The sequence below is a fragment of the Lactobacillus sp. HMSC08B12 genome, from assembly GCF_001808415.1.
Classification (GTDB): domain Bacteria; phylum Bacillota; class Bacilli; order Lactobacillales; family Lactobacillaceae; genus Lactobacillus; species Lactobacillus delbrueckii.
On record NZ_KV793132.1, the window covers coordinates 77268 to 103989 of the forward strand.

The following is a 26722-nucleotide window of genomic DNA, read 5'->3' on the forward strand; positions in this document are numbered from 1 at the left end:
ATTTGCAATACACAGAAATCATGATTCGCTACGGCGAACTGTCCACCAAGGGCAAGAACCGGAAGGACTTCATCAACCGTCTTGCCAGCAATGTCCAGAAGGTTTTGCACGACTTCCCGGATCTGAAGATCCAGACCCACCACGACCGGATGCACATCCTTTTGAACGGGACCCCTTTTGAGCCGGTCAATGACCGCTTAAAGGTCGTTTTCGGGATCCAGACCTATTCCCCAGTCATCAAGACTGAAAAGAGCCTGGAAGCCATTGAAAAAACTGCCCTGGAACTGATGCAGGCAACTTACAAGGCCGGCATGACCTTCAAGGTCAATACCAGAAGAAGCGACCACAAGTTTATCTACGACACTAACCAATTGAACCAAATGGTGGCTGACTACCTTTATAACCACATGGAAGGCCTGCAGGCGGAAATGAAGCACCCGGACATGGTCCTGCTTTTGGAAATCCGCCAGGACGGAGCCTACATCTCCAACCAGCTTCTGCATGGGGCAGGCGGGATGCCAGTTGGCACGGCCGGCAAGGCAGTGATGATGCTGTCCGGCGGGATCGACTCTCCGGTAGCTTCCTACCTGGCCATGAAGCGGGGCGTGAACATCGAAATGGTCCACTTCTTCTCACCGCCATACACTTCTGAAAAGGCCCTGGCCAAGGCCAAGGAACTGACCAGCATTCTGGCCAAGTACAGCGGCCGGATCAACTTCATCGAAGTACCTTTTGCTGAAATCCAGGAAACGATCAAGGAAAAGCTGCCTGAGGGCTACTTGATGACTGTTCAGCGCCGCTTCATGCTGCGTCTGGCCGATATTATCAGGGAAAAGCGGCACGCTTTGGCCATCTTCAACGGAGAATCAGTTGGCCAGGTGGCTTCCCAAACCTTGGAATCCATGGCAGCCATCAATGACGTGACGACCACTCCAGTATTGCGGCCGGTTGCCACCATGGACAAGACTGAAATCATCGCCAAGGCCGAAGAAATCGGGACCTTTGACCTGTCCATCCAGCCATTTGAAGACTGCTGCACCATCTTTGCCCCGCCGCGGCCAAAGACCAAGCCAAAGATCGACAAGGCCCGGGAATATGAAAGCCGCCTGGACGTTGACGGCTTGATTGAGCGGGCCTTAGCCGGGGTCAAGGTTACTCCGATCTACCCGGGCCAGAGCTTCCTTGACGACCTGGCTGAAGAAGACGCGGACCTGCTTTAATGCTGCGCCTGGACAAATTTTTGGCCAACATGAAGGTGGGCTCCAGGTCCCAGGTTCATGAGATCATTAAGGCCGGCCAGGTGACGGTCAACGGGAAGGTCTGCCGGTCAGCCAAGCAGAAGGTGAAAGAGGATGCGGAAGTTCTGGTTAATGGCCAGGCAGTTGTCTACCAGCAATACCACTACTTTTTGCTCAATAAGCCAGCTGGCGTCTTGTCGGCAACAGAAGACTCCCGGCAAAAGACCGTCCTGGACCTGCTAAAAGACCAGGACCGTTATCAAAAAATCGCTCCAGTGGGCCGCCTGGACAAGGACACGACCGGCCTCTTGCTTTTGACCAATGACGGCCAATTGGCCCACCAGCTCCTGGCTCCGGAGTACCATGTGCCTAAGACCTATTACGCGCTTTTGGCCGGAGTAGCCGACGAAGAAACGGCCAAGGCAATTGCGGCAGGCCTCACTTTAAAAGATGGAACGGAATTAAAGCCGGGCCAGCTGAAGATCTTGCGGCAAGACAAGGACCAGGAGCAGTCAGAAATCGAGATCACCATTACCGAAGGCAAATACCACCAGGTTAAGCGGATGTTTGCCTCCCAGGGGATGAAGGTCTTAAAGCTTAAGCGGCTGAGCATGGGACCTTTGACTTTGCCGGCTGATTTAGCTCCTGGCTCTTACCGGCCTTTGACAGAAGAAGAGCTGGCGGCCTTAAAGCAAGTTGCCCTTTAATGGCTGAAAAAATTATGCTATACTTTGTGACAAAGCCAAGATCAAGAGGTGGCGCTTCATGACAGAGAAAGGTCATTTAAGCTGAGAGACCGGAAGGCGCCTGGTAGCTTGATTCGCTGGCCGGCTGAACCAGGAGTAAGCCGGTCCGGTACCCGCGCCGTTACCGCGTTTAAGCGGAGCATTATGCTCAATTTAGGTGGTACCGCGGTTATATATCGTCCTAGACATTTACTTGTCTGGGACTTTTTTTGGAGGAAATTTATGACAGAATTAGCACCAAAATACAACCCGCAAGAGGTTGAAGCTGGCCGCTATCAAGAATGGCTGGACGAGGACTTGTTCAAGCCGTCCGGTGACAAGAAGGCCAAGCCTTACTCAATCGTTATCCCGCCGCCAAACGTTACTGGCAAGCTGCACCTGGGCCACGCCTGGGACACGGCAATTCAAGACACCTTGATCCGCTACAAGCGGATGCAGGGCTACGACACCCTTTACCTGCCAGGCATGGACCACGCCGGCATCGCCACCCAGGCCAAGGTTGAAGCACGCCTGCGTGAACAAGGGGTCAGCCGCTATGACCTGGGCCGGGAAAAGTTCATGGAAAAGGTCTGGGAATGGAAGGACGAATACGCCAACATCATCAAGAGCCAGTGGCAAAAGCTGGGTCTGTCCCTGGACTACAGCCGGGAACGCTTCACTCTTGACAAGGGCCTGTCCAAGGCTGTCCGCCGGGTTTTCGTTCAGCTCTATAATGAAGGCTTGATCTACCGGGGCGAATATATCATCAACTGGGACCCGAAGCTGCGGACGGCTTTGTCTGACATCGAAGTTGTCCACCAGGATGACCAAGGGGCCTTCTACCACATCAACTACCCGCTGGCTGACGGCTCTGGCAGCGTGGAAATTGCTACTACCCGGCCGGAAACCATGTTTGGTGACACGGCCGTGGCTGTTGCCCCAGGGGATGAACGCTACAAGGACCTGGTGGGCAAGAAGCTGATTCTGCCGCTGGTTGGCCGGGAAATCCCGATCATTGAAGACCAACACGTCGACCCGGAATTCGGGACCGGTTTGGTGAAGATCACTCCCGCCCACGACCCGAACGACTTTGAAGTCGGCAACCGGCATGACCTGCCGCGGATCAACGTGATGAACGATGACGGGACCATGAACGACAAGGCGGGCAAGTACGCCGGCATGGACCGCTTTGACTGCCGTAAGCAGCTGGTTGAAGACCTCAAGGCTGAAGGCTACTTGATCAAGGTTGAACCAATCGTTCACTCAGTTGGCCACTCTGAACGCTCCGGCGTGCAAGTTGAACCCCGCCTGTCCACCCAATGGTTCGTCAAGATGAAGCCACTGGCTGACAAGGTTTTGGAAAACCAAAAGGGTGAAGGCAGAGTTAACTTCGTGCCTGACCGCTTTGAAGGCACTTTGGAGCGGTGGATGGAAAACGTCCACGACTGGGTCATCTCCCGCCAGCTCTGGTGGGGCCACCGGATTCCTGCCTGGTACAACAAGCAGACCGGGGAAATGTACGTCGGTGAAGAAGCGCCAGCAGACATTGAAAACTGGGACCAGGACCAGGACGTTTTGGACACCTGGTTCTCCAGTGCCCTCTGGCCATTCTCAACTTTGGGCTGGCCGGATGAAGACTCAGCTGACTTCAAGCGCTACTTCCCAACCAACGCCCTGGTAACTGGCTACGACATCATCTTCTTCTGGGTTTCCCGGATGATCTTCCAAAGCTTGCACTTCACCGGCGAGCGGCCATTTGACAATGTCGTTTTGCACGGCTTGATCAGAGACGAGCAGGGGCGGAAGATGTCCAAGTCCCTGGGCAACGGGATCGACCCAATGGACATCATCGACAAGTACGGCGCTGACGCTTTGCGCTGGTTCCTGTTGAACGGGACCGCGCCTGGCCAGGACACCCGCTTCAGCTACACCAAGATGGACGCTGCCTGGAACTTTATCAACAAGCTCTGGAATGCCAGCCGTTTCGTCATCATGAACCTGCCGGAAGATGCCAAGCCAGCCCAAAAGCCGGATACCAGCAAGTTTGACCTGGCTGACGCCTGGATTTTTGACCGCTTGAACCACACCGTTAAGGAAACTAACCGCCTCTTTGACGAATTCCAATTCGGGGAAGCCGGCCGGGAAATGTACAACTTCATCTGGAACGACTTCTGTGACTGGTATATCGAAATCTCCAAGGTTGCCCTCTACGGCGACGACGCAGAACTGAAGGCCAGAAAGCAGGCCAACTTGACCTGGATTCTGGACCAGATTCTCCGCCTGATCCACCCAATCATGCCATTCGTGACGGAAAAGCTCTGGCTGTCCATGCCGCATGAAGGCAAGTCCATCATGACCGCTGCTTACCCGGAAGCCCACGCTGAATTCAACAATGCCAAGGCTAACGAAGACATGGCCTTCTTGATCGAAATCATCAAGGCTGTCCGGACCATCCGGATGGAAGTGAACGCTCCAATGTCCAGCGCCATCGACATCTTGATCCAGCTGGATGACGAAAAGAATGAAGCAATTCTGCGGGACAACATGGAATACGTGGAAAACTTCCTGCACCCGAAGAAGCTGGAAATCTCCGGCAAGATCAAGGCACCGAAGTTAGCCAAGACGGCTGTGATCGCCGGGGCCCAGATCTTCGTTCCACTGTCAGAACTGGTTGACCTGGACGAAGAAATCGCCAAGATGGGCAAGGAAGAAGCCCGCCTGGAAGCTGAAGTTGACCGGGCAAGCAAGAAGCTGGCCAACAAGGGCTTTGTTGACCACGCGCCAGCTGCCGTGGTTGAAAAGGAAAAGGGCAAGCTGGCCGAATATGAAAGCCAGCTGGCCGGCGTGCGCGACCGCATCAAGGAATTGAAAGAAAGTCGTTAAAGACGTGAAATTTAGGACAGTTAATGAACTTACCGCTTACCTCTATCATTTGCCGCGCTTGCACGAAAAGAGCGACCTGACCTATGTCAAAAGGGTGCTCAAGGCTCTGGGGGATCCCCAGGACAAGGTCAAGTGCTGCCACATTACTGGAACCAACGGCAAGGGCTCAACTGCATATTACCTGAGCAATCTGCTCCAAAAGGCCGGTCAGCAGACTGGCCTTTTTGTTTCGCCCTTTATCATCCGCTTTAACGAGCGGATCCAGCTGAACGGGCAGGCAATCGCGGATGAGGACCTGCTGGAAGTGGCAAATGAAGTTGAAGCCGCAGTCGGCCACTTGCGGGAAGAAGAGACAGATTTTGCCCTGGTGACCTTTGAATATGAAGTTGCCATGGCCTTCCTCTTTTTTGCCAAGCAAAAATGTGATTACGCGGTTATTGAAGTCGGCATCGGGGCCGAGCATGACAAGACCAATGTGATGACGCCAGTAGTCAGCTTGATTACCACTATCGGCCTTGACCATGAGCAGATCATCGGACCGACTTTGGCTGATATTGCCAAAGAAAAGAGCGGGATCATCAAGCCGGCTGTCCCGGTCATCCTCGGTGACATCCCAGCAAGCGTAAAGGGAATCGTTGAAGAAAAAATAACTGAATCAGCTAGTCCTTCTTACTGGCTGGGCCGGGACTTCCAGGTCAAGGAAGAAAAAGCAGGCTATGAGCTTGCAGTTGCCGGGCAAAATTACCAGTTGCCGGCCTGGCCCCTGCCAGAAGCTAAAGACGCGGCCATGGCCTTGGCGGCTTTTGCCCTTTTGCCGCTTGCTTTAAGTGAAAAGGCAGCTGAAGCTGCCTTAACCCAGACCACGGTTCCTGGCCGCTACCAACGCCTGGAAAAGGCGGGATGCAGCTTTTTATTGGACGGGGCCCACAATGTCCAGGCTGGAAGCGAACTTTTGCCATATGCCCGCCGCCTGGCCAAGGATAAAGGCGGCCGGCTTTTGGTCTTAGCTGGCATGATGAAGGACAAGGACTTGAGTGACTTTCTGACTCTGCTGAAAGATGAAAAAGTCACCTTGACCAGCCTGGCTTACCCGCGAGCAGCTAAAAAAGCTGACTTCCCGGCCTGGGTCCAGGAAAAATTTGTCTATGAGGGCGATTTGGGCCAGGCATTAAAGCAAGTGATGGCGGAAGCTGGAGACCGGGACTTGATCTTGGTTACGGGTTCATTTTACTTGGTCAGCGCGGTCTTGCAGCTTCTGCAGAGCGCCTGAGCATGAAGGGGGAAAATATGCGTGTTGCAGGTTTAAAGATGGACAAGCAGGGGGTCATTTTTGACATGGACGGCCTCCTGGTCAACTCCGAAGAGCTCTACTGGCAGGCCAATATCCAGGCCGCCCGGGAATACAAGCTGGGCATCAGCGATGATGCTTACCTGGACCTGGTTGGAGCCAGCGTCAAGGCCATGGATGCCTTTTATGAAAAATATTTTCCAAACGATGAGGTCCGCCAGGCTTTTGTCAAGCGGACCGACGACCTGGTCTGGGAATGGACCGACCAGGGCAAGCTGAAGCTGAAGGCCGGGGTCAAGGAGGCTCTGGAGTACTTTAATGACCTGGGCTTAACCGTCGGGATCGCCAGCAACAACTATAAGAGCGTGGTTGACCACAATCTCTGGGTGACCGGCTGCCGGAACAGCTTTGACTTTATCGTTACCCATGACGAAGTTGCTGAGAAAAAGCTCCGGTCCAAGCCTTTCCCGGACCTCTATCTGGCTGCCCAAGAGCGCAGCGGCCTGGGTAAAGACCAGCTCTTGATCTTTGAAGACTCCAGCATGGGGGTCGAAGCGGCGGAAAATGCCGGGATTGACTGCGTCATGATTCCCGACATCAAGCCCGCTTCAGCCGAAGACCGGGCCAGAGCCCAGCTGATTTGCCCGGACTTTTTTGACTTTTTGAAAAAAATTTCTTAGTTTTTGGCGTAATTAGTAGTAGAGCGTAAAAATAAGGAGGAAATGCAAATGACCGAAACTACGCAAAACTACTATTATGTTGAAAGTGACCGTGACCTGCTCAAGCTGCTCTTTGACCAGCTGCCCTGCCAGAGTCTGGAAGACCTGTTGCAGCTGCTGGATCAAAAGCACATTGCCAGCTTCAAGGACATCTTGGACTACGCGTCAGGACCGGACTGCCCCAATGACCTGGCCTTGACCATCGAGGTGGCCATGGACCGGTTGCGGCGGACTGACATGCGGCGCAGCTCTGACTGGGCCAGCAGCTCTAAGATTGGCAACTACCTGGCTAATAAACTGCTGGGGCAAAAGCAGGAGCAGTTCTGGGTCCTCTATTTTGACCAGCAGCAGAATCTCCTGGGGGAAAAAATGCTTTTCCAAGGCACCCTGGACCGGTCCTGGGTCCACCCCAGAGAAATCTTCCGCTGGGCGATGGTCTACGGCTGCGCCAGCATCATCGTGGCCCACAACCATCCCAGCGGGGCGCTGACCCCGTCAGACAATGACCTGGAATTGACCAAGGGCTTGAAAAAAGCCAGCAAGATCATGAAGATCACCTTTTTGGACCACTTCATCATCGGCGGGGGTGAATATTTGAGCCTGCGGGAGCGGGAATTGTTTTAAAATTAGCTTAATTTTCCGCCAATCCATGACTTTCACGGGCATTATGCTATAATTAAGCAAGATTAAGCGAGTAAATAAGGAGAGATATCCGTGTTTGGATTAGGTTCAAAGAATATCGGTATTGACCTGGGTACCGCCAACACCCTGGTCTACGTTGAAGGCAAAGGCATCGTTTTGCGTGAACCTTCAGTTGTTGCCAAGAATACCAAGACTGGCGAAGTTATTGCAGTAGGTTCAGAAGCCAAGGAAATGATCGGCAGAACTCCAGGCTCAATCGTGGCTATCCGCCCGATGAAGGACGGGGTTATCGCTGACTATGACACGACCGCGGCCATGCTTAAGTACTTTATGGGCAAGACGGTCGGCAATTCCAAGCCTTCAGTCATGATCTGCGTGCCTTCAGGCGTTACTGAAGTTGAAAAGCGCGCTGTTATCGACGCTGCCCGGGTGGCAGGGGCCAGAGAAGCTTACGTGATTGAAGAACCATTCGCCGCAGCTATTGGTGCCGGTTTGCCGGTTATGGAACCAACTGGTTCCATGGTCGTTGACATCGGTGGTGGTACGACTGACGTAGCCACTATTTCCCTGGGCGGGATCGTTTCTTCAACTTCCATTCGCCAGGCTGGTGACAAGTTCAACCAAGCAATCACCAACTTTGTGCACGGCAAGTACAACCTGCTGATCGGTGAAAGAACCGCTGAAGACATCAAGATCCAAATCGGTTCAGCTTCTGTTGAAGCAGCCAAGGAAATCGAATCAATGACCATCCGCGGCCGGGACCTGGTGTCGGGCTTGCCGAAGTCATTGGAAATCAGTGCCGTTGACGTTGCAACTGCTATTCAAGACGTTGTTCAAGACATCATTGTTGCGATCAAGGAAACCTTGGAATTGACTTCTCCTGAAATTGCCGCAGACGTAATTGACCATGGTATCGTCCTGACCGGTGGTGGTGCCCTGCTCAAGAACTTGCCAGAAGTCATCTCTGACGCGACCAAGGTGCCTGTCTTCATCGCTCAAGATCCGCTTGACTGTGTAGCAATCGGTACCGGTGAATCTTTGAAGCACCTGGACGTAATGCGGAAGACTAGCAGATAAGAAATAAGAAAACCGGCCTCCGGGCCGGTTTTTATATTGGATGGGTGTTTATGAAGAATTTTTTTCAAAACAGAAAAATGCTGGCGGCTTTCGGGACCGTGGCGGTTTTGGCAGCCCTGCTGGGCTCAACGGTGATGCTGAGAAACAACCTGAGCGCGCCGCTTTTGATCCAGCGCCTGGGCAATGACATCGTCTCCGTGGGCTCAAGAATCGTGAGCGTGCCGGTTTCCTGGTTTACTGATGGAATCGACAGCGTCAAGGACTTGCAGAACGCGGCTGATGAAAACAGTCACTTAAAAAATAAGGTGGCTGAGCTGGCCCAGGTCGAAGCCAGAAATGCTGCCCTGGAAAAGGAAAACAAGCAGCTGAAAGCTGCCGCTGGAATTAAAAAGACCTTGACCGGCTACACGACCACGACTGCTTCAGTAATTTCCCGCTCCAGCGACAGCTGGTCAGAAGTCTTGACCATTGACAAGGGCAAGAGCTCCGGCTTGAAGAAGGACATGGCGGTCATGTCCGGCGGCGGCGTGATTGGCCGGATCCTGGAAGTCGACGCGGCCACCAGCAAGGTAGAACTGATCACCACGACTGACAGCTCAGCCAACCGTTTTGCCGTGCAAGCCACGACAGACACGGGCAAGGTTTTGCACGGGATCATCAGCGTCCAGTCAAACGGCACTTTGACCTTTACCCAGGCCTCCAGCTCAAGCAAACTGAAGAAGGGAACCAAGGTCTACACCAGCGGCCTAGGCGGGACTTCACCGAAGGGGCTTTTGATCGGGACGGTGGCGGAAACCACCAAGGACAGCTTTGGCCTGTCTGACTTGATCAAGATCAAGCCGGCCGGCAATTTGAGCGACGCGTCCGTGGTAACGGTCGTCAAAAGGAGCGTGGCTGGCTAATGCGGATTTTCAAGCAATGGGTTTTGGCCATCGCCCTTTACCTGGCTCTAGTTATGGAGGGGACCCTGTCCGTTTACCTGCAGCCGGCCTTGACTTACCAGCACGGCCGGGCGGGGCTCTTGCTCCTGCCAATCGCCGTTTTGATCATCGCCTATGAAGACGAAAGAAACGAGAAGGAAATCTGGCTGGCCCTGGCGGCCGGAGTAGTTGCCGACCTCTACTTCTGGGGGATCATCGGGATCTACACCTTTATCCTGCCGGCCCTGTCGGCTTTTGGCCGCTGGTATGCCCGGGTCTTTCCAGAACTCTTCGTTTTCCGCCTGCTGGGCAACATCGTGGCCATTACCGTCAGCTGCCTTTACACCTGGCTGGTTTTCCGTTTGATCGGCTGGACTGATTTGACCTTGAAGGCCATCGGCTTCAGCCTCTTATACACGGCCGGCTGGACGACCGGGATCAGCCTGGCAACTTACTGGCTTTGGGCCAAGCTGGCCAGATCTTATCCTTTCCTGGTTGACCTGGACAATTACCGGTATTAATGAGCAATAAAAAAGCGGCCAGCGTGAAGCTGACCGCTTTTGAGCGTATTGCAGATTTATTGGGCAGTTAAGTAGTAAAGAACAGAGGCTGCCACGCCAAAGAGCGTGATCAAAGCCATCAAGACTACCATGAAATTCTCAATCTTTTGAAATGTTGACTTTTTCTTTTTACGTGCCATAGAAGCCTCCTATATGAGAGTGATTATAACCTTTTTGTCGGCGATTTGCAATTTCCTTGCTGCACTTTAAGAGAAAAATAAAAATGTGCTAAACTAGCTAGCAGATGGAGGAAAATTATGCTGATGATATTCTTATTGCCGGCCTTTGGCCTGGCTTGCGCCTACCTGGTCAACCTGATCTGGCCTAAAGCCGCCTTTAAAGGCTATGATGTCATGCCTTTCTTTTTGATCTACGCCTGCCAGCTGATGACCAACTTAAAGGGCGTGCCATCCTTTTTACCGGCCGGCTTTTTGCTTTACTTCATATTGATATTGCTGGCCGCTATCAGATGGGCCATGATCAACAAGAACATTTCCTTAGGGAAGATGTTCCGCCAGTTCTGGTCCTACCTGGATGCCTGCAGTTTCTTTTGGTATTGCGGATTGCTTTTGGTCGTTATGATCTGATAAATTACTGTCAGCCGCTTAGCGCGGCTGGCAGTTTTTTAATTTTTTCGGAAATCTGCTTGTGCTTTTCAGATATTGTGGTTTAAAGTGGGGATTTGTGGTAAATTGTTAACAGAAGGGAGGAGCCTGCCATGTTCATGGGCGAATACCAGCACAATTTGGACGCCAAAGGCCGTTTGATTATCCCGGCCAAGCTGCGTGAACAGATTGGGCCAGCCATGGTTTTGACCCGGGGCATGGAAGGCTGCATTTTTGGCTATCCTTTGACGGAATGGGCCAAGATCGAGGCCAAACTGGCCAAGCTTCCCTTGACGAAGAAGAACGCGCGGAGTTTTACCCGGATGTTTTATTCCGGCGCTATGGAAGGCGAATTCGACAAGCAGGGGAGAATCAATTTGTCCCCCACCTTGAAGAAGCACGCCGGCCTGGTCAAGGAATGCGTCATTGTCGGCGTCTCCAACCGGATTGAAATCTGGGCTAAGGAGCGCTGGGAAGAGTATTCTGACGAAGCCAACGAAAGTTATGATGAAATTGCGGAAGATTTGGACGATATCGAGTTATAAAGATGGAATTTAAGCATACTAGCGTGTTATTGCACGAAACAATCGACAACCTGGCCCCGCAAAGCGGCGGCACATATGTGGATGCCACCTTCGGTGGGGGCGGGCATGCAAGATACCTGCTTAGTAAGCTGGACAAAGGAAATCTAATCGGTTTCGACCAGGACCAGTACGCGATTGACACCGCCCAGAGCAATTTTGCTGCCTTTTTAAAAGAAGACAGCCAGCCCCGCCTGCAGCTGGTCCACAACAACTTCAGCCACTTAAAAGAGGAGCTGGCCAAGCTGGGGATTAGCGGCATTGACGGCATCTACTACGACTTGGGTGTTTCATCTCCGCAATTGGACCAGGCTGAACGCGGTTTTTCCTACCGTTTTGACGCAAGGCTGGACATGCGGATGGACCAGAGCCAGGACTTTGATGCTTACCAGCTGGTCAACCAGTATGACCAAAAGCAGCTGGCTGACGTCCTTTACCGCTACGGCGATGAGAAGTTTTCCCGGCAGATCGCCAGAAAGATCGTTGAAAGAAGACGGGCCAAGCCGATTGAAACTACTTTTGAGTTAGTGGAGATCATTAAGGAAGCAATTCCGGCAGCAGCCCGCCGCAGCGGCGGGCACCCGGCCAAGAAGAGCTTCCAGGCCATCCGGGTGGAAGTCAACCACGAGCTGGACGTTTTGCGGGCATCTTTGGAAGAAGCCATCAGCCTGCTCAATCCCGGCGGCCGGATCTCCGTCATCACCTTCCAGTCTTTGGAAGACAAGATCGTCAAGCAGACCTTCAAGAAGTATTCAGAAGTTGAAATTCCCCGCGGGATGCCGGTTGTGCCCGAGGGGATCAAGCCAACTTTACGCCTGGTCAACCGCAAGCCGATTACGGCCAGCGAGGAAGAACTGGCGGAAAACAACCGATCACACAGTGCAAAGTTAAGAGTAGCAGAGAAGTTATAAAGAGGACCACAATGGCTGGAAACACAGTTAGAAAATACAATTACGAACCAGAAGAGGAAGCCCGGAAAAGTCCTCGTTTGGTGGTTGATCCGCAGAAGGTGCCATACTCAGCTTTTGAAAAGCTGCTGGCAGTCTTGGGCCTGCTTGGGGCAGTTGCCTTGATTACCTTGAACGTGTCGGCTAGTGTTTCGGCGACTTACGCCCAGCGGCAGCTGACCAACGTCAAGGAATCAATTACCAAGCAAAAGAACGCAACAGCTGACTTGCAGCAGGAAATCGGTGAGCTGTCATCAAATACCCGCCTGAACAAGATCGCCCAAAGTCAAGGACTGAAGTTGCGTGAAAATAACATTAGGACAATTCGCTAATGAAGAAGACCACTAATTTAAGAAAAATAAAATCCAGAGCACACGGCTATCGCTTTACAGTTGGGAGAATTCTAGAGCTAGTCGTTGCTTTGGTTTTTCTTTTTTTTGCCGGCCGCATGCTTTATTTGTCGATTTCAAAAACGATTGATGGCCAGGACATCAGCAAGAGAACTGCCGCGATCTACCGCCGCAACACCGTATTGACCGCTAACCGGGGCACGATTTATGACAAGAACGGCTTGATCATTGCCCAGGATTCCCACACCTACACGGTCTACGCGATTTTGGACAAGACTTATGTTGACTCTAATAAGAAACCACTCTATGTTCAAGACAAGGAGAAAACGGCCGATAAGCTGGCCACGGTTTTGCCCCTTTCCAAGGCAAAAATCCTCAAGTATCTGAACCCGAAAAATAAAAACACCTTCCAGGTTCAGTTCGGGACAGCCGGGTCCGGTTTAACCTTGACTGAGAAAAAGAAGATCCAGGCCATGCACCTGACCGGGATTAAGTTCATGGAAACGCCGTCGCGCCTGTATCCAAACGGGGTTTTCGCTTCTAACGTGGTCGGCTATACGGTTTCTCAAACCAATTCCAAGACGCAGACGACGGAACTGGAAGGGGTGACCGGGCTTGAAGCCTACTTCAACAAGATCCTCAAGGGGACCAACGGCTATGAGACCAGCATGGTCGACTCTTCAGAAAACCAGCTGCCAAGCGGATCCCACTCCTATAAGGCGGCTAAAGACGGGGACAATCTATATTTGACGATTGACTCCCAGCTCCAAAGCGCCCTGGAAACCTATATGAGCAAGGTGCAGAAGAACTACAAGCCGAAAGCTATGACAGCGGTCATTGAGGACTTGAAGACAGGGAAGATCCTGGCAGCCTCCCAGCGGCCGACCTTCAACTCTCAGACCAAGGCTGGAATCAGCAAGGCCGGCAGCAACCTCCTGGTCCAGTCCATCTATGAGCCGGGTTCTGTTTTCAAGATCCTGTCTCTGGCCGCCGCGGTCAACAGCGGCAACTACAACCCTAAGTCCTACTACCGGTCAGGGTCAATTACCGTTTCCGGCTCCACTATCTATGACTGGCAGAAGTCCGGCTGGGGGACGATCCCGTTCTCCCAGGCCTTCCCGCGCTCCAGCAATGTCGGGATGGTCTACCTGGAAAAGAAGATCGGGGCCAAGCTCTGGCGCAAGTACCTCAATATGTTCCGCATCACCCACAAGACCGGGATTACCCTGCCAGGTGAAGTTTCCGGCAGCTTGTCCTTCTCAAGTCCGGTTGACCAGGCGGTAACTTCCTTTGGCCAAGGGGTCACGGTCAATGTCATGCAGATGATGCAGGTTTACAGTGCCCTGGCCAACAACGGGCAGATGGTTAAGCCGCAACTGGTGGAAAAAATCACCGATTCTTCGGGCAAGACAATCAAGAGCTACAAGGTCCAGAAGGTTGGCAAGAAGATTTTTACTGCCCAGACCAGAAAAGTGGTCATGCAGAACATGAAGAAGGTTTTGGACAAGGAAATCGGGACCGGCCACATCTACTACATGAAGGGCAAGGACTTCGGGATCAAGACCGGGACGGCTCAGATTGCCAAGTCAACCGGCGGCTACATGACCGGGGACCGGGACTATGTCTTCTCAGTCGTGGGGATTACCCCAACTAACAATCCCCGCTACTGCATCTATTTGACCATGAAGCAGCCAAGCAAGCTGGGCAGCGGGGCCGAAACCATCCTGGCCCAGATCTTTAAGCCGATGATGAGCCGGCTGGTTCTTTTGAACAAGGGGGACAAGTCAGCTTCGGCCGTGGTCAAGGTGCCGAAGTTTACCGGCATGACCTATGCCAAGGCGAAAAAGACCGCGACCTCAAATGGTCTTTCCCTGGTCCGCCTGGGGACTGGTTCCAAGGTCCTCAGCCAAAAGGCAGGGGCCGGTGAAACGGTATCCGTTGGCAGCACCGTCTTTGCCTTGACTAGCGGCAAGATCAGCCTGCCGGATTTGACCGGCTGGAGTGAAAGCCAGATTGAGGCCTACGCCTCCCTGGCCGGCATCAAGCTGCAGCTGTCAGGCAGCGGCAAGGTCAAGTCACAGAGCCTGGCCCAGGGGACGGTAGTTAAATCAGGGACGAAATTGAAAGTAGAGTTAAAGGAGTAATAGATCGATGCAAGCAAGTTTGATTGCTTTTATGATTTCACTGGTACTGAGCGCCTTGCTTTTGCCATGGCTGATCATCTGGATGAGAAGCCACGACGAAGGCCAGCAGATCCGGGATGAAGGGCCGAAATGGCATGAAAAGAAGTCGGGGACCCCGACCATGGGGGGCACGGTCTTCGTGCTTTCAGCCGCGGTCGCAACGGTTGCCATCTGTGCTTACAAGGGCCAGCTGTCTAAGACAGTCTGGATTTTGTTAGTTGCCCTTTTGGGCTACGGGATCATCGGCTTTTTGGATGACGGCTTGAAGCTCTTTTTCAAGCGGAACCTGGGCCTGAGAGCCTGGCAAAAAATGGCCCTGCAGCTGCTCGTCGCTGCTGCTGGTATCGTTTTGCTGGCGGCCAGTGACAACTTTGACTTCGCTCTTTACCTGCCTTTTGCCGGGGTGGTCAAGAACGTGGCCCTCTTTACCTTGTTTGAAGTCTTCTGGCTGGTTGGCTTTTCAAATGCCGTCAACCTGTCTGATGGTCTGGACGGCCTGGCAACCGGTCTGTCTTTTATCGCTTACGGCACTTACGCCTGGCTGGCCTTTAAGAGCCAGAACTTCGGCGTTCTGGTCTTCTGTATGGCGGTAATGGGGGGCCTGGCAGCCTTCTTCATGTTCAACCACAAGCCGGCCAAGATTTTCATGGGGGATGCCGGTTCCCTGGCCCTCGGGGGCGGTTTGGCGGCAGTCAGCATCTTCTTGGGCCGGCCATGGTCCTTGCTGTTGGTCGGGATTGTCTTTGTCTGCGAAACGGCCAGCGTTATCTTGCAGGTTGCCTCATTTAAGACGACTGGCAAGCGGATTTTTAAGATGACGCCAATCCACCACCACTTCGAAATGCTGGGCTGGTCTGAATGGAAGGTCGACCTGGTCTTCTGGCTGGTCGGTCTGGTTGGCAGCGGAATTTACTTGATGATTTGGGGATAATTAACGATGAAAGAAATCGATAAATATGCTGGTAAAAACATTCTTGTTTTAGGTCTGGGCCGGAGCGGCTTCGCGGTCAGCAAGCTGCTCCTTAAGCTGGGCGCGCGTTTGACTTTAAATGACAAGGCCGACCTGGCTGCTGACCCGAAGGCTAAGCAGTTAGCTGACCTGGGCGTCAGAGTAATTGGCGGCAGCCACCCGGTTGACCTGTTTGACCAGGAAAAGTTTGACTACCTGGTTAAAAACCCCGGCATCCCTTACGAGAACCCGATGGTGGCTAAGGCCAGCGAAAAAGGGGTTCCGATCATCACTGAACCTGAAGTTGCTTTAAGCGCCAGTGAGTCGCCTTATGTCTGCGTCACTGGTTCAAACGGCAAGACCACCACGGTCATGCTGACCCAGCAGATCATGGATCACTACCTGCAAAAGCAGGGCCACCACGCTTACGCGGTCGGCAACATCGGCTGGCCGATTTCTGAAGTAGTTTTAAACCAGGCCGGCCCAGACGACCTGCTGGTCGTGGAAATGTCCAGCTTCCAGCTGATGGGGGTAACCGACATTGAGCCAAAGGTAGCCGCCATCGTTGACATCTATAACAATGTCCACCTGGACTACCACAAGACTTTTGATAACTATGTTGACGCCAAGCTGAACGTTGGCCGCTTCCAAAAGGCCAGCGACTACTTCCTGGCCAACTTTGACCAAAAGGATATCCTGACTAGAGAAGAAAAGGCAACTAAGGCCAAGATTCTGACCTTCAGTGAAAATGATCCAGCTGCAGACTTCTACATTGGCCAGGACTACTTGATGCATGGCGAAGAAAAGATGATGAAGATTGCCGACATCAAGCTGCCGGGGATCCACAATCTGCAAAACTCCCTGGTTGCCATCGGCATCAGCAGCCTGATGGGGGCGGGCAAGGACGACATCGCGGCCGTTTTGTCCACCTTCACCGGGGCTGAACACCGCCTGCAGTACGTGACCACCCTTGACGGGGTCAAGGTCTACAATGACTCCAAGTCAACCAACATTGAAGCAGCCACCGTGGCCATCCAGTCCTTCAAGCAGCCGGAAGTCCTTTTGGCCGGGGGCCTGGACCGGGGCTTTCTCTTTGACTCCCTGGTTGATCTGTTTAAAAAGCACGTCAAGGCCATCGTAACTTACGGGGAAACCCGTTACCTGCTGGCGGACGCGGCCAGAAAGGCCGGAATCAAGACCATCGTGGTTGTTGACAACCTGCATGAAGGGGTTAAGGCAGCATCCAAGCTGGCTGAAGCCGGCGACGTCCTGCTCTTTTCACCGGCCTGCGCTTCCTGGGACCAGTTCAAGACCTTTGAAGAACGCGGCGAATATTTTGTCAAGTATGTAAAAGAATTGGAAGAGAAATAAAATGAGAGTTATTTTTTCTGGTGGCGGCACTGGGGGCCACATTTATCCCATCATGGCCTTGATTGAACGCCTGAAGGAAGAAGGCATTTGCCAAGACGATGAGATTTTGTTCGTCGGCACCAAGAAGGGGCTGGAATCCAAGATCGTGCCTGCCGCCGGGGTCAACTTTAAGACCATCGACATCCAAGGCTTTGACAGAAAGCACCTGTTGAACAATGTTAAGACCATCCAGCTCTTTTTAAAGGCGACTAAGCGGGCCAAGGAAATTTTGGCTGACTTTCAGCCGGACGTTGTCCTGGGCACTGGCGGCTACGTCAGCGGGGCGATTGTCTACGAAGCCAGCAAGATGAAGATTCCGACCATGATCCACGAGTCCAACTCCGTGGTCGGGGTGGCCAACAAGTTCTTAGGCCACTACGTGGACAAGATCTGCTATACTTTTGACGACGCGGCCAAGGAATTTCCGGAAAAAAAGAAGCTGGTCAAGACCGGCAACCCGCGTTCCCAGCAGGTTTTGAGCTTAAATGCCAAGCCAGTTGACCTGGCAGGCGATTTGGGCCTTAACCCCCAGATTCCGACTGTCCTGGTCTTCGGGGGTTCCCGGGGCGCCTTGGCCATCAACCGGGTCATGCTCAAGTCTTTGATGGAGCTGAAGAAGAAGCCTTACCAAGTGATCTGGGCAACCGGGACTTACTACTATGACGCGATTGAGAAAAAGCTGGCTGATGTTGACTACGGCGACTCCATCAAGGTCGTGCCGTATATCGCCAACATGCCGGGCCTTTTGCCGGAAATGACCTGCGTTGTTTCCCGGTCCGGGGCAACCAGCCTGGCTGAGTTCACGGCCTTGGGCGTGCCAGTCATCTTGATTCCCAGTCCTAACGTGACCCACAACCACCAGATGAAGAATGCCATGGACCTGGAAAAGGCCGGGGCGGCTTTGGTGATTGCGGAAGATGATCTGAACGAAAACACCTTCGTGTCCTCCATCGACCACCTGCTTTTGGACCATAGCTATGCCGAAAAAATGCGGCAGGCTTCCAAGGCCTTGGGCGTGCCCGATGCATCTGACCAGGTCATCAAGGTCATGAAGGAAATTGCCAAGAAGAACTGATAATAAACGATTAGGAGGAAGCAATGGCTCGCAAACGGATAACCCGCAGAGACCCAGAAGAGGAGCTCTCTAAATTCTTACGCCACGAACCTGGCCGGGGGCAGGAAACACGCAAATTGTCGAGCCAGCTTACTTCGCTTAAGAAAGAACGCCGGCGGGGCCTGCTTACCCGGCTGGGTTCGATCATGGCCGTCTGCCTTTTGGCTATCGCTTTTTTAACCTACTACGTCTCGCCTTTAGCCGACGTATCAACGGTCAGGGTGCTCGGAGCTGATGACCTGGATGGCAAAAGCATGGTTGAAGTAGCCCAGATCAAGGCTTCTGACAAGGTCGTTGATGCCTTGCGGGGGCAAAAGAAGATCAGCAAGAAGCTGGCCGCTAAATACCCTGAAGTGGCTTCGGTCACTTTATCGGTCAAGGGGCTGAACACCTTGAACATGCAGGTGCATGAGCGGAAAGTGATCGGCTATATTAAAGACGGGTTCAGCTACCGGAAAATTCTCGCCAACGGGGAACTGGGCACCAAGAGCCTGGCCTGGAGCGAGGTCGACCATGACAAGCCGCTTTTTATCGGCTACAGCAAGCAGGTGGCCTTGAAGACCAACCTTAAAATTTTTAACTCTTTTCCTGAATATTTCAAAAAGCAGATCAAGATGCTGTCTGGCAATACCAGGCGCAAAACCCAGATGATTCTGGTCATGAAAGATGGCAATGTGATAATCGGCAACACTGAGACGATAAAATCCAAGGTTAAGTACTATAACTCGATTAAACAGGATTTGACAACCAACAGTGTCATTGACATGGAAGTCGGTGCCTTCACCCGCCCTTTGACTAGCGCGGAAAAAAATGCTTACGGCTTGTCTTAATTTTGTATCTTTAAAGAATTATGATATTATCTATATATTAGAATTGGGGGAAGGAAACTTGGATAATTCAACTTTGTTAGTTGGTTTGGACATTGGGACCACGAGCATCAAAGTCGTTGTTGCCGACGCCGCTCATCAAGAGCTGCAGGTTTACGGGGCAGTTGCCGCTCCTACGCGGGGGATGCGGCATGGCAAGATCGTTGATATCGATCAAGTTGCTGAATCTGTCAAAAACGCTATCCAGCAGGTCAGCGAGAAGACCAATAGTAAGATCAACAGGGTAGTGACTGCCTTGCCAGTCAGCATGCTGCAGCTGGAAAGTACAACCGGCCTGGTCAATATTTCCGATTCCGGCAAGGAAGTCGCTAATGAAGACGTCCAGCGGGTCATGTACGCGGCTATCAAGGCTGCCAAGAAAAAGGACCGGCAGGCAGTGGCCTTCTTCCCCAGCCGCTTTTTGATCGACGGGGAAAAGGACGTTGACGACCCGCGGACCATGATTGCCCGCTCCCTTCTCGTCCAGGGGCTGGTAATGACGGCGCCGTCAGCGGAGATTCACAACATCAACACGGTCTTAAAGCACGCTGACATCCAGAACAACTTCTTTGTTCCGGCACCGATGGCTGTTTCCAGCGTAGCCCTGGATGAGGCAGAGAGAACCTTCGGGGCAATTCTGCTGGACATGGGCGGCGGCAGCACGACCGCCACGGTCATCCGCGATGGCCAGATCAAGTACGCTACCGTCGACTTGAAGGGGGCGGCCGACATTACCCACGACATTTCCGTGGTTTTGTCAACGACAATGAGCGATGCTGAAGCTTTGAAGCGGGATTATGGGTATGCCGACCCGGACCTGGCTTCAGAAAATGAAAAATTTGCGGTCAAGGCTGTAGGCAAGGACGAAAACAACCTGGTCAGCGAGAAGTATCTCAGTGAGATCATCAATGCCCGTCTGCAGCAGATCCTGCGCCGGGTGGGCCGGGGCCTTTACAACCATGATGCCCTGTCTTTGCCGGCCGGGGTTATTATTACCGGGGGCAGCGCTCTTTTGGCCGGGATTGACGACCTGGTAGCGGCTGACTATGACGTTAAGGCCAAGATCTACCAGTCAGCCCAGATTGGCCTGCGCAATCCGGTTTATTCAGTGGCCTACGGGATCGTCAACTATGCCAACAACCTGAACGATATCGGCTACCTGGCCAACACCGTGATTTATCAAGATTCAGCTCTTGCTTCAAACGAGCGGCCGGCCAGTGCCGGAAATAGTCAAAAAAATGCTAAAAGAGTGACGCGGAAAGCTGAAAATGACACTGAATTAGCTTATAATAAGACTAAGCTTGATGGGGAAGTAGACACTGAAACCCGGCATGAAGAAAAGACTAATAATAACGAAAATAAAAACAAGGGCTTAGCTGCATTTCTCAGAAAGTTCTTTGATTAAGGGTGGTAAACGTAGATGGCTTTGGATTTTACTTTTGATTCAGATGACAACAACAACGCAGTTATCAAAGTAATTGGCGTTGGCGGGGCAGGCGGCAATGCCGTCAACCGGATGATTGAAGACGGCGTTCAAGGCGTCTCTTTTATCGCGGCCAACACTGATGTACAGGCTTTGAACAGCAACAACGCTGAAGTTAAGATTCAGCTGGGGCCGAAACTGACTAGGGGCTTGGGGGCAGGTTCACATCCTGAAACCGGGCAAAAGGCCGCTGAAGAAAGCGAAGAAACGATTGAAGACGCACTTAAGGGTGCTGACATGATTTTCATCACTGCCGGCATGGGCGGTGGTACTGGTACCGGGGCAGCCCCGGTAATCGCCAAAATTGCCCGGGAAACCGGTGCTTTGACGGTTGGGGTGGTTACCCGTCCATTCAGCTTTGAAGGCCCTAAGCGGTCCAAGAACGCCGCTGAGGGGATTGCTAAGCTGAAGGAATACGTTGACACCCTGGTCATCGTTGCCAACAACCGGCTTTTGGAAATCGTTGACAAGAAGACACCGATGATGGAAGCCTTCAAGGAAGCCGACAACGTCCTCAAGCAGGGTGTCCAGGGCATTTCCGACTTGATCACTTCAACTGACTACGTGAACCTGGACTTTGCTGACGTCAAGACGGTCATGGAAAACCAGGGGGCAGCCTTGATGGGGATCGGCCGGGCCAGCGGCGAAAACCGGACGGTGGAAGCAACCAAGATGGCGATTTCCTCACCGCTTTTGGAAGTTTCCATCGACGGGGCCAAGCAGGTCCTCTTGAACATCACTGGCGGTCCGGACTTGACCCTGTTTGAAGCCCAGGATGCTTCAGAAATCGTTTCAACGGCTGCCGGCGAAGATGTCAACATCATCTTCGGTACGGCCATCAACCCTAACCTGGGCGATGAAGTCGTGGTTACGGTGATCGCTACCGGGATTGATGACGAAGCTGAAGCAGCTGCTTCCAAGCAATTGCCAGGCCGCGGCCACCAAGTGAGTGCGCCTAGAGAAAAGCCAGCTGCGCCTAAGATCTTGACTCCGGAAGAAGCCGCTCCAGCTGCTCCAGTCCAAGCAGCGCCAGTTCAAGCTGAAGCAGCTAAGCCGACCAGCCCGGTCAAGGAAGAGAAGCCAGCCATGATGGACCCGATCAGCGTTTGGGGCCTAAACGACGATGACTACCCAAGACGGCAAAACCCGGAAGAACAAAAGCGGCAGGCTGAAGAAAAGGAAGCGGCTTCGGATGCTGACCCAAGCAGCGCCATTTCCCAAATTGACATCAACACCGATTACGACGACGATGATGACGACGATATTCCGTTCTTCAAGCACCGCCGGGACCGGTAAAGGAGGCAGAGTAAATGAACAACAAATTTAAGGATTTTTTCGGCTTCGGCGACAACGATTCCTATGAGGAAAGAGACGCCTACGAGGAACATTACGACGAACAAGAAGAAATGCAAAACAGCAACCGGCCAACTAACAGCCGTGACAGCAATGTCGTGTCCATTAAGGCCGGCCAGGCTGGCAGCGGGCTAAGCAAGATCGTCCTTTACGAACCGCGGGTATATTCTGACGCTAAGGAAGTAGCCCAGAACCTGCTCAACCAAAAGGCGATCATCATCAACTTCAGCCGGATGGACGACGCTTCTGCCCGCCGGGTAGTCGACTTCATCACCGGGACGGTTTACGCCCTCAATGGTGAAATCCAGCGCGTCGGCGACAAGATCTTCTTGGCTACTCCGCCGAAGTTTGAAACTGACGGCAAGATCACTGAACTGCTTGATAAGAAAGATACTTTAGGTTAATGCAAACATTTTTGGTTTTTTTGTACCGGCTGCTCTACTTTATCTGTGAAGCTTACAGCCTCTTGATCATTATTGATGCCTTTATGTCTTGGATTCCGGCCATCAGCGAATCAGCGGCCGGCCGCTGGATCGACCGGATCGTCAACCCCTTCGTCAACCTTTTCCGGCAGGGGCCGATCCTGCGCTTGATCTACGCGACTGGCATCGACATTTCACCAATGATTGCACTGTTTGTGATCTACTTTGTCCAAAGCGTTGCCTTGGGCTGGCTCTTTAGCATTTTAGGGAGGATCTTCCTGTGATGGACAAGCGCCAGGCCAGCAGCTTTTACCCACATTTTGCAATTGAAGAAAGACCAACAATTGACCAATTTGTTGGTCTTTTTAATCGCCTCTTGTTTACCGGCCAGGCCTTTTTAACGGACTTCCTGGACCCCCGGCAAAGGCAGATCATGGAGACGATCGCCGGCGGGGAAGCCATCGTGCAGGCTTTTGGCGGCTATGAAGAAGCGGAAAAGTGCCGGCTCTACATCAGCCTGGAATGGGAGAACCTGCGCCCAGATGACTACCAGGTTCAGCTTTTTGAAATTGAATACCCGCAAAAATTTGCCAGTCTCCGCCACAGCCAGATTCTGGGCAGCCTGGCCAATTCCGGGGTAAAAACAGATACTTTTGGCGACATCATCACGGACGGGCAAGGCCGGTGGCAGTTTTTCGCGGAAAAAGAACTGGCTGGCTTTTTTGCCAGTCAAATCGACCGGATGGGGCCAGTCAAGGTCCGCCTGGAAGAGAAGCCCTTAAAAGACCGCCTGGAAGCAGAAGACAATTCCGAGATTATTACCGCTGTAGCTTCCTCCATGCGCCTGGACGCGGTTTTAGCGGCTCTAAGCAATAAGTCCCGCAGCCAGGTTAAAGAGGCCCTGGAGGCCGGCGAGGTCCGCTTAAACTGGCATGAAGAAAAAGGTGAAAGCCTGCTGAAAGTTGGCGACATCTTGAGCCTGCGCCGCTTTGGCCGGGTCAAGCTCTTGTCTGTCCAGCCCAGCAAAAAAGGCCGCCTGCGGGTGGAAGGCCAGTTTTGGCCAGCAAAAAGGCAATAAATATTTGACAAAGGGCTGGTTGATGCCTTAAACTCTTTTACTGTAGATAGAAAACTTTTTCATTGTTTTTTATCTCTTACATAATTACGATTAATAAATCAGACTGACAGTCCTGCTTAAAGGCGATATTAGCGAGTTAATGATGGTGGAAGATTAACACAAGCCGGCGAGCGATCAGCTGCCGATTGGTCTGAGCGGGGGGCCGGCACGATAAGCCGGCAGGAGTGGGGCCCTTCGGGGCTCAATTTAGGTGGTACCACGATAGTCTCGTCCTATTTTAGGATGAGGCTTTTTATTTTAGCGAAAGGATTTTTTATATGCGAGTTAAGGATACGCTGAACCTGGGCAAGACCAAGTTCCCAATGCGGGGCAACCTGCCCAAGCGGGAAGCAGAATGGGAAAAGAATTGGGAAGACCAGAAGTTTTATGAAAGACGCTTGAAGCTTAACGAAGGCCATGAAAGATTTGACCTTCACGACGGACCTCCATTTGCCAACGGCAACATTCACATGGGCCACGCCTTGAACAAGATCACCAAGGACATCATCGTCCGGAGCAAGAACATGGAAGGCTACTACGCTCCTTACGTTCCGGGCTGGGATACCCACGGCCTGCCAATTGAGCAGCAATTGACCAAGCAGGGCGTTGACCGCAAGACCATGGACCGGGCTGCTTACCGGGAATTGTGCCGGAAGTTTGCCATGGAGCAGGTTGAAAAGCAGCGGACCGACTTCAAGCGCCTGGGCGTTATGGGCGACTGGGACCACCCTTACATCACCCTTTTGCCGGAATTTGAAGCCGCAGAAATCCGGGTCTTCGGCAAGATGTACGAAAATGGCTACATCTACCAAGGCAAGAAGCCGGTTTACTGGTCCTGGTCCAGTGAATCAACTTTGGCGGAAGCCGAAGTCGAATACCACGACGTGGAATCACCATCAATTTACATTTCCTTCCCGGTCAAGGACGGCAAGGGCAAGCTGAGTGAAGAAAACACCTACTTCCTGATCTGGACGACCACTCCATGGACTATTCCTTCCAACCAAGGGATTGCCGTTAACCCGAAGTTTGACTACTCAGTTGTTGAAGTTGGCGACCGTCGCTACGTTGTCGGTACTGACCGCTTGAGCGCTGTAGCTGAAATCTTGGGCTGGGACAGCTACAAAACTGTTCAGCACCTTAAGGGGACGGACATGGAATACATGGTGGCCAAGCACCCTTACATCGAAGGCCGCGACAGCCTTTTGATGGAAGCTGTCTACGTTACTGACGATGATGGTACCGGCCTGGTCCACACCGCTTCCGGCTTTGGTGAAGACGACTACAACACTGCCATGCGCTACGGCTTTGACGTTTTGTCCCCAATGGACAACAAGGGCTGCTTCACTGAAGAAATCCCTGACCCGGACCTGGTGGGCAAGTTCTACACTGACACCAACGAAATCGTCAAGGACAAGCTGGCGGCTGCCGGCAACCTTTTGCACTACAGCACCTTTGTCCACTCCGCCGCTCACGACTGGCGGACCAAGAAGCCGGTAGTCTACCGGGCAACCACGCAATGGTTTGCCTCAATCTCCAAGTTCAGAGACCAGATCCTGGACCAGATTGAAAAGACCACCTTCTACCCGGCCTGGGGCAAGACCCGCCTTTACAACATGATCAAGGACCGGGGCGACTGGGTAATTTCCCGCCAACGTGCCTGGGGCGTGCCTTTGCCAATCTTCTACGCTGAAGACGGCACCGCCATCGTGACGCATGAAACCATCGAACACGTGGCTGACCTCTTTGCCAAGGAAGGCTCCAACGCCTGGTTCACCCACCCGGTTGAAGAACTTTTGCCAGAAGGCTTTACTTCAGAACACTCACCAAATGGCAAGTTCACCAAGGAAACTGACATCCTGGACGTTTGGTTTGACTCCGGGTCATCCTGGAGCGGGGTCCAGGCTCTGGGCAGAGACGTTCACTACCCGACTTCCATGTACGTGGAAGGCAGTGACCAATACCGGGGCTGGTTCAACTCCAGTTTGATCACCAGCGTGGCTACCAACGGGGTAGCTCCTTACAAGTCAGTCCTGTCTCAAGGCTTTACTTTGGACGGGCAAGGGCGGAAGATGTCCAAGTCATTGGGCAACACGATCGCTCCTAACGATGTCATCAAGCAAATGGGGGCCGAAATCATCCGCCTCTGGGTTGCTTCCGTTGACGCTTCCGGCGACGTCGGCGTGTCAATGGACATCCTGCGCCAGGTTTCAGAAGGCTACCGGAAGATCAGAAACACCTTCCGCTACATGCTGGCCAACACGGTTGACTTTGATCCGGAAAAGGACCGGGTAGCTTACAAGGACCTGCGCAAGATCGACCAGTACCTGGAAGTCAAGCTTAACGACTTAGTTGCCGAAAGCATTGTTAACTACGACAAGTATGACTTCGCTGACGTCTACAAGCTGGTCTTCAAGTTCATCACCAACGACCTGTCCGCCTTCTACCTGGACTTTGCCAAGGATGTCCTTTACATCGAAGGCAAGGACAGCCACGCCCGCCGGTCAATGCAGACGGTGATCTACGATGCCGCTGTCAAGCTGGCCAAGATCCTGGCACCAATTTTGCCGCACACCATGGGCGAAGTTTGGGGCTACTTGAAGGAAAAGGAAGAAGACGTCTACCTGTCCAACTTCCCTGAAATCGAAGACTACGCTGACGCTGACGACTTGAAGGAAAGCTGGGGCGAATTCATGAAGCTCCGCGACGATGTTTTGAAGGCTCTGGAAGAAGCCCGGGACCAAAAACTGATCGGGAAGTCCTTTGAAGCCAGCGTAACGGTTTACCCAGGCGAAGCAGCCAAGGCTGCCTTGGACAAGCTGGCTGGGGAAGACTTCCGGGAAATCTTGATCGTGTCCAACCTGGTCATGGGCCAAGGGGAAGTACCGGCTGAAGCCAAGCAATTTGACCAGTCCAGCGTACTTGTCCGCCGGGCCGAAGGCGAAGTCTGCCCACGCTGCCGGATGTACCGGACTGACCTGGGCGCTGACAGCCGTTTGCCGCAACTGTGCGGCCGCTGCGCATCTATCGTGGCCGGCGACCACCCGGAAATACTTGAAGAAGGCCTGGAAGACTAATGCGGACCGGACTTGTAAAACAATTTGCCGAAAAAGCAAGTTTCGGCTTTATCGAAGACGACCAAAATCACAAATTATATTTTGTCTTTTATACTGCCATCAAGGAGGAGGGCTATAAGAGGCTTGAAGTCGGCCAGCGGGTGAGATACCAGCTTGCCCAGGGTAAACACGGACTGCAGTGCATCAACGTTTACTTGGCCAAAGACTAAGCAAAGG

At 52.8% G+C, this 26722-nt stretch carries 26 protein-coding genes; 25 read left to right on the top strand and 1 reads right to left on the bottom strand.

The window, feature by feature from the left end:
- Positions 1-2: 2 nt before the first annotated feature.
- From thiI to mreD, 9 genes are all read left to right on the top strand, one after another.
- Positions 3-1220, top strand: a complete 1218-nt coding sequence (thiI, locus tag HMPREF3168_RS03560; RefSeq protein WP_004560522.1) for a tRNA uracil 4-sulfurtransferase ThiI — start codon at positions 3-5, stop codon at positions 1218-1220.
- Positions 1220-1945 (top strand): pseudouridine synthase, encoded by a 726-nt coding sequence (locus tag HMPREF3168_RS03565; protein ID WP_004560531.1) that lies wholly within the window; start codon positions 1220-1222, stop codon positions 1943-1945. Before thiI ends, HMPREF3168_RS03565 begins: the two co-directional genes overlap by 1 nt.
- 261 nt (positions 1946-2206) lie before the next feature.
- Positions 2207-4846, top strand: coding sequence for a valine--tRNA ligase (locus HMPREF3168_RS03570; RefSeq protein WP_004560529.1), 2640 nt, complete (start codon positions 2207-2209; stop codon positions 4844-4846).
- A gap of 4 nt (positions 4847-4850) precedes the next feature.
- Entirely contained in the window at positions 4851-6116 is a 1266-nt protein-coding gene (locus HMPREF3168_RS03575) for a bifunctional folylpolyglutamate synthase/dihydrofolate synthase (protein WP_070488500.1), read from the top strand.
- A 2-nt stretch (positions 6117-6118) separates the two neighbouring features.
- Positions 6119-6814, top strand: a complete 696-nt coding sequence (locus tag HMPREF3168_RS03580) for an HAD family hydrolase (protein ID WP_003611405.1) — start codon at positions 6119-6121, stop codon at positions 6812-6814.
- Between the two features lie 48 nt (positions 6815-6862).
- On the top strand, positions 6863-7477 hold the full coding sequence (locus HMPREF3168_RS03585; RefSeq protein ID WP_004560523.1) for a JAB domain-containing protein: 615 nt from the start codon (positions 6863-6865) through the stop codon (positions 7475-7477).
- A 90-nt stretch (positions 7478-7567) separates the two neighbouring features.
- Positions 7568-8572: a rod shape-determining protein gene (locus HMPREF3168_RS03590; protein WP_004560533.1), complete on the top strand. Its 1005-nt coding sequence runs from the start codon at positions 7568-7570 to the stop codon at positions 8570-8572.
- 50 nt (positions 8573-8622) lie between these two features.
- Positions 8623-9474, top strand: a complete 852-nt coding sequence (mreC, locus tag HMPREF3168_RS03595) for a rod shape-determining protein MreC (RefSeq protein ID WP_004560527.1) — start codon at positions 8623-8625, stop codon at positions 9472-9474.
- A complete protein-coding gene (mreD, locus tag HMPREF3168_RS03600) occupies positions 9474-10013 on the top strand; it encodes a rod shape-determining protein MreD (RefSeq protein ID WP_004560526.1) in 540 nt (179 codons plus the stop codon). Before mreC ends, mreD begins: the two co-directional genes overlap by 1 nt.
- A 56-nt stretch (positions 10014-10069) precedes the next feature.
- Here the strand turns inward: mreD and HMPREF3168_RS09750 are convergent, their stop codons facing one another.
- The gene (locus HMPREF3168_RS09750; RefSeq protein ID WP_004560516.1) at positions 10070-10192 is read right to left on the bottom strand and encodes a DUF4044 domain-containing protein; all 123 of its coding nucleotides are present in this window, start codon (positions 10190-10192) and stop codon (positions 10070-10072) included.
- 117 nt (positions 10193-10309) lie between these two features.
- On the opposite strand from HMPREF3168_RS09750, the gene HMPREF3168_RS03605 reads away from it, so the two are divergent.
- The 16 genes from HMPREF3168_RS03605 to HMPREF3168_RS03680 all read left to right on the top strand — a co-directional run bounded on the left by HMPREF3168_RS03605 (position 10310) and on the right by HMPREF3168_RS03680 (position 26715).
- Entirely contained in the window at positions 10310-10639 is a 330-nt protein-coding gene (locus HMPREF3168_RS03605) for a DUF3397 domain-containing protein (protein WP_004560519.1), read from the top strand.
- Positions 10640-10770: 131 nt separating this feature from the next.
- On the top strand, positions 10771-11202 hold the full coding sequence (mraZ, locus tag HMPREF3168_RS03610) for a division/cell wall cluster transcriptional repressor MraZ (protein WP_003619156.1): 432 nt from the start codon (positions 10771-10773) through the stop codon (positions 11200-11202).
- Positions 11203-11204: 2 nt separating this feature from the next.
- The gene (rsmH, locus tag HMPREF3168_RS03615) at positions 11205-12149 is read left to right on the top strand and encodes a 16S rRNA (cytosine(1402)-N(4))-methyltransferase RsmH (protein WP_050952224.1); all 945 of its coding nucleotides are present in this window, start codon (positions 11205-11207) and stop codon (positions 12147-12149) included.
- 11 nt (positions 12150-12160) lie between these two features.
- Complete coding sequence (gene ftsL / locus HMPREF3168_RS03620; RefSeq protein ID WP_004560514.1) at positions 12161-12517, top strand: cell division protein FtsL; 357 nt, start codon at positions 12161-12163, stop codon at positions 12515-12517.
- Complete coding sequence (locus tag HMPREF3168_RS03625) at positions 12517-14679, top strand: penicillin-binding protein (protein WP_070488502.1); 2163 nt, start codon at positions 12517-12519, stop codon at positions 14677-14679. The genes ftsL and HMPREF3168_RS03625 overlap by 1 nt, the downstream gene beginning before the upstream one ends.
- A gap of 7 nt (positions 14680-14686) precedes the next feature.
- On the top strand, positions 14687-15649 hold the full coding sequence (gene mraY, locus HMPREF3168_RS03630; RefSeq protein WP_004560511.1) for a phospho-N-acetylmuramoyl-pentapeptide-transferase: 963 nt from the start codon (positions 14687-14689) through the stop codon (positions 15647-15649).
- A 6-nt stretch (positions 15650-15655) separates the two neighbouring features.
- Positions 15656-17038, top strand: coding sequence for a UDP-N-acetylmuramoyl-L-alanine--D-glutamate ligase (gene murD / locus HMPREF3168_RS03635; protein ID WP_003611414.1), 1383 nt, complete (start codon positions 15656-15658; stop codon positions 17036-17038).
- Between the two features lies 1 nt (position 17039).
- The gene (murG, locus tag HMPREF3168_RS03640) at positions 17040-18152 is read left to right on the top strand and encodes an undecaprenyldiphospho-muramoylpentapeptide beta-N-acetylglucosaminyltransferase (protein ID WP_003611396.1); all 1113 of its coding nucleotides are present in this window, start codon (positions 17040-17042) and stop codon (positions 18150-18152) included.
- Positions 18153-18175: 23 nt separating this feature from the next.
- Positions 18176-19021 carry a cell division protein FtsQ/DivIB gene (locus tag HMPREF3168_RS03645; protein ID WP_003611386.1) on the top strand — a complete coding sequence of 282 codons (846 nt, stop codon included), beginning with the start codon at positions 18176-18178 and terminating at the stop codon, positions 19019-19021.
- Between the two features lie 58 nt (positions 19022-19079).
- On the top strand, positions 19080-20462 hold the full coding sequence (ftsA, locus tag HMPREF3168_RS03650) for a cell division protein FtsA (protein ID WP_004560520.1): 1383 nt from the start codon (positions 19080-19082) through the stop codon (positions 20460-20462).
- A 15-nt stretch (positions 20463-20477) separates the two neighbouring features.
- Positions 20478-21836, top strand: coding sequence for a cell division protein FtsZ (gene ftsZ / locus HMPREF3168_RS03655; RefSeq protein ID WP_206732870.1), 1359 nt, complete (start codon positions 20478-20480; stop codon positions 21834-21836).
- A 14-nt stretch (positions 21837-21850) separates the two neighbouring features.
- Positions 21851-22297, top strand: coding sequence for a cell division protein SepF (locus HMPREF3168_RS03660; RefSeq protein ID WP_070488504.1), 447 nt, complete (start codon positions 21851-21853; stop codon positions 22295-22297).
- Entirely contained in the window at positions 22297-22599 is a 303-nt protein-coding gene (locus HMPREF3168_RS03665) for a YggT family protein (RefSeq protein ID WP_002879126.1), read from the top strand. The genes HMPREF3168_RS03660 and HMPREF3168_RS03665 overlap by 1 nt, the downstream gene beginning before the upstream one ends.
- Positions 22599-23393: a YlmH family RNA-binding protein gene (locus HMPREF3168_RS03670; RefSeq protein WP_070488507.1), complete on the top strand. Its 795-nt coding sequence runs from the start codon at positions 22599-22601 to the stop codon at positions 23391-23393. Before HMPREF3168_RS03665 ends, HMPREF3168_RS03670 begins: the two co-directional genes overlap by 1 nt.
- Before the next feature lie 317 nt (positions 23394-23710).
- A complete protein-coding gene (gene ileS, locus HMPREF3168_RS03675) occupies positions 23711-26506 on the top strand; it encodes an isoleucine--tRNA ligase (protein ID WP_070488509.1) in 2796 nt (931 codons plus the stop codon).
- Positions 26506-26715, top strand: coding sequence for a cold-shock protein (locus HMPREF3168_RS03680; RefSeq protein ID WP_002879123.1), 210 nt, complete (start codon positions 26506-26508; stop codon positions 26713-26715). Before ileS ends, HMPREF3168_RS03680 begins: the two co-directional genes overlap by 1 nt.
- Positions 26716-26722: the final 7 nt, after the last annotated feature.

Coding starts and splice junctions, on each gene's coding strand:
- HMPREF3168_RS03585 (WP_004560523.1), top strand. CDS start 6,863: ATGACCGAAACTACGCAAAACTACTATTATGTTGAAAGTGACCGTGAC.
- HMPREF3168_RS03670 (WP_070488507.1), top strand. CDS start 22,599: ATGGACAAGCGCCAGGCCAGCAGCTTTTACCCACATTTTGCAATTGAA.
- ftsL (WP_004560514.1), top strand. CDS start 12,161: ATGGCTGGAAACACAGTTAGAAAATACAATTACGAACCAGAAGAGGAA.
- HMPREF3168_RS09750 (WP_004560516.1), bottom strand. CDS start 10,192: ATGGCACGTAAAAAGAAAAAGTCAACATTTCAAAAGATTGAGAATTTC.
- HMPREF3168_RS03680 (WP_002879123.1), top strand. CDS start 26,506: ATGCGGACCGGACTTGTAAAACAATTTGCCGAAAAAGCAAGTTTCGGC.
- HMPREF3168_RS03625 (WP_070488502.1), top strand. CDS start 12,517: ATGAAGAAGACCACTAATTTAAGAAAAATAAAATCCAGAGCACACGGC.
- mreD (WP_004560526.1), top strand. CDS start 9,474: ATGCGGATTTTCAAGCAATGGGTTTTGGCCATCGCCCTTTACCTGGCT.
- HMPREF3168_RS03605 (WP_004560519.1), top strand. CDS start 10,310: ATGCTGATGATATTCTTATTGCCGGCCTTTGGCCTGGCTTGCGCCTAC.
- ftsZ (WP_206732870.1), top strand. CDS start 20,478: ATGGCTTTGGATTTTACTTTTGATTCAGATGACAACAACAACGCAGTT.
- rsmH (WP_050952224.1), top strand. CDS start 11,205: ATGGAATTTAAGCATACTAGCGTGTTATTGCACGAAACAATCGACAAC.
- murG (WP_003611396.1), top strand. CDS start 17,040: ATGAGAGTTATTTTTTCTGGTGGCGGCACTGGGGGCCACATTTATCCC.
- mraZ (WP_003619156.1), top strand. CDS start 10,771: ATGTTCATGGGCGAATACCAGCACAATTTGGACGCCAAAGGCCGTTTG.
- murD (WP_003611414.1), top strand. CDS start 15,656: ATGAAAGAAATCGATAAATATGCTGGTAAAAACATTCTTGTTTTAGGT.
- HMPREF3168_RS03580 (WP_003611405.1), top strand. CDS start 6,119: ATGAAGGGGGAAAATATGCGTGTTGCAGGTTTAAAGATGGACAAGCAG.
- mraY (WP_004560511.1), top strand. CDS start 14,687: ATGCAAGCAAGTTTGATTGCTTTTATGATTTCACTGGTACTGAGCGCC.
- HMPREF3168_RS03570 (WP_004560529.1), top strand. CDS start 2,207: ATGACAGAATTAGCACCAAAATACAACCCGCAAGAGGTTGAAGCTGGC.
- HMPREF3168_RS03665 (WP_002879126.1), top strand. CDS start 22,297: ATGCAAACATTTTTGGTTTTTTTGTACCGGCTGCTCTACTTTATCTGT.
- HMPREF3168_RS03660 (WP_070488504.1), top strand. CDS start 21,851: ATGAACAACAAATTTAAGGATTTTTTCGGCTTCGGCGACAACGATTCC.
- HMPREF3168_RS03645 (WP_003611386.1), top strand. CDS start 18,176: ATGGCTCGCAAACGGATAACCCGCAGAGACCCAGAAGAGGAGCTCTCT.
- ileS (WP_070488509.1), top strand. CDS start 23,711: ATGCGAGTTAAGGATACGCTGAACCTGGGCAAGACCAAGTTCCCAATG.
- HMPREF3168_RS03565 (WP_004560531.1), top strand. CDS start 1,220: ATGCTGCGCCTGGACAAATTTTTGGCCAACATGAAGGTGGGCTCCAGG.
- mreC (WP_004560527.1), top strand. CDS start 8,623: ATGAAGAATTTTTTTCAAAACAGAAAAATGCTGGCGGCTTTCGGGACC.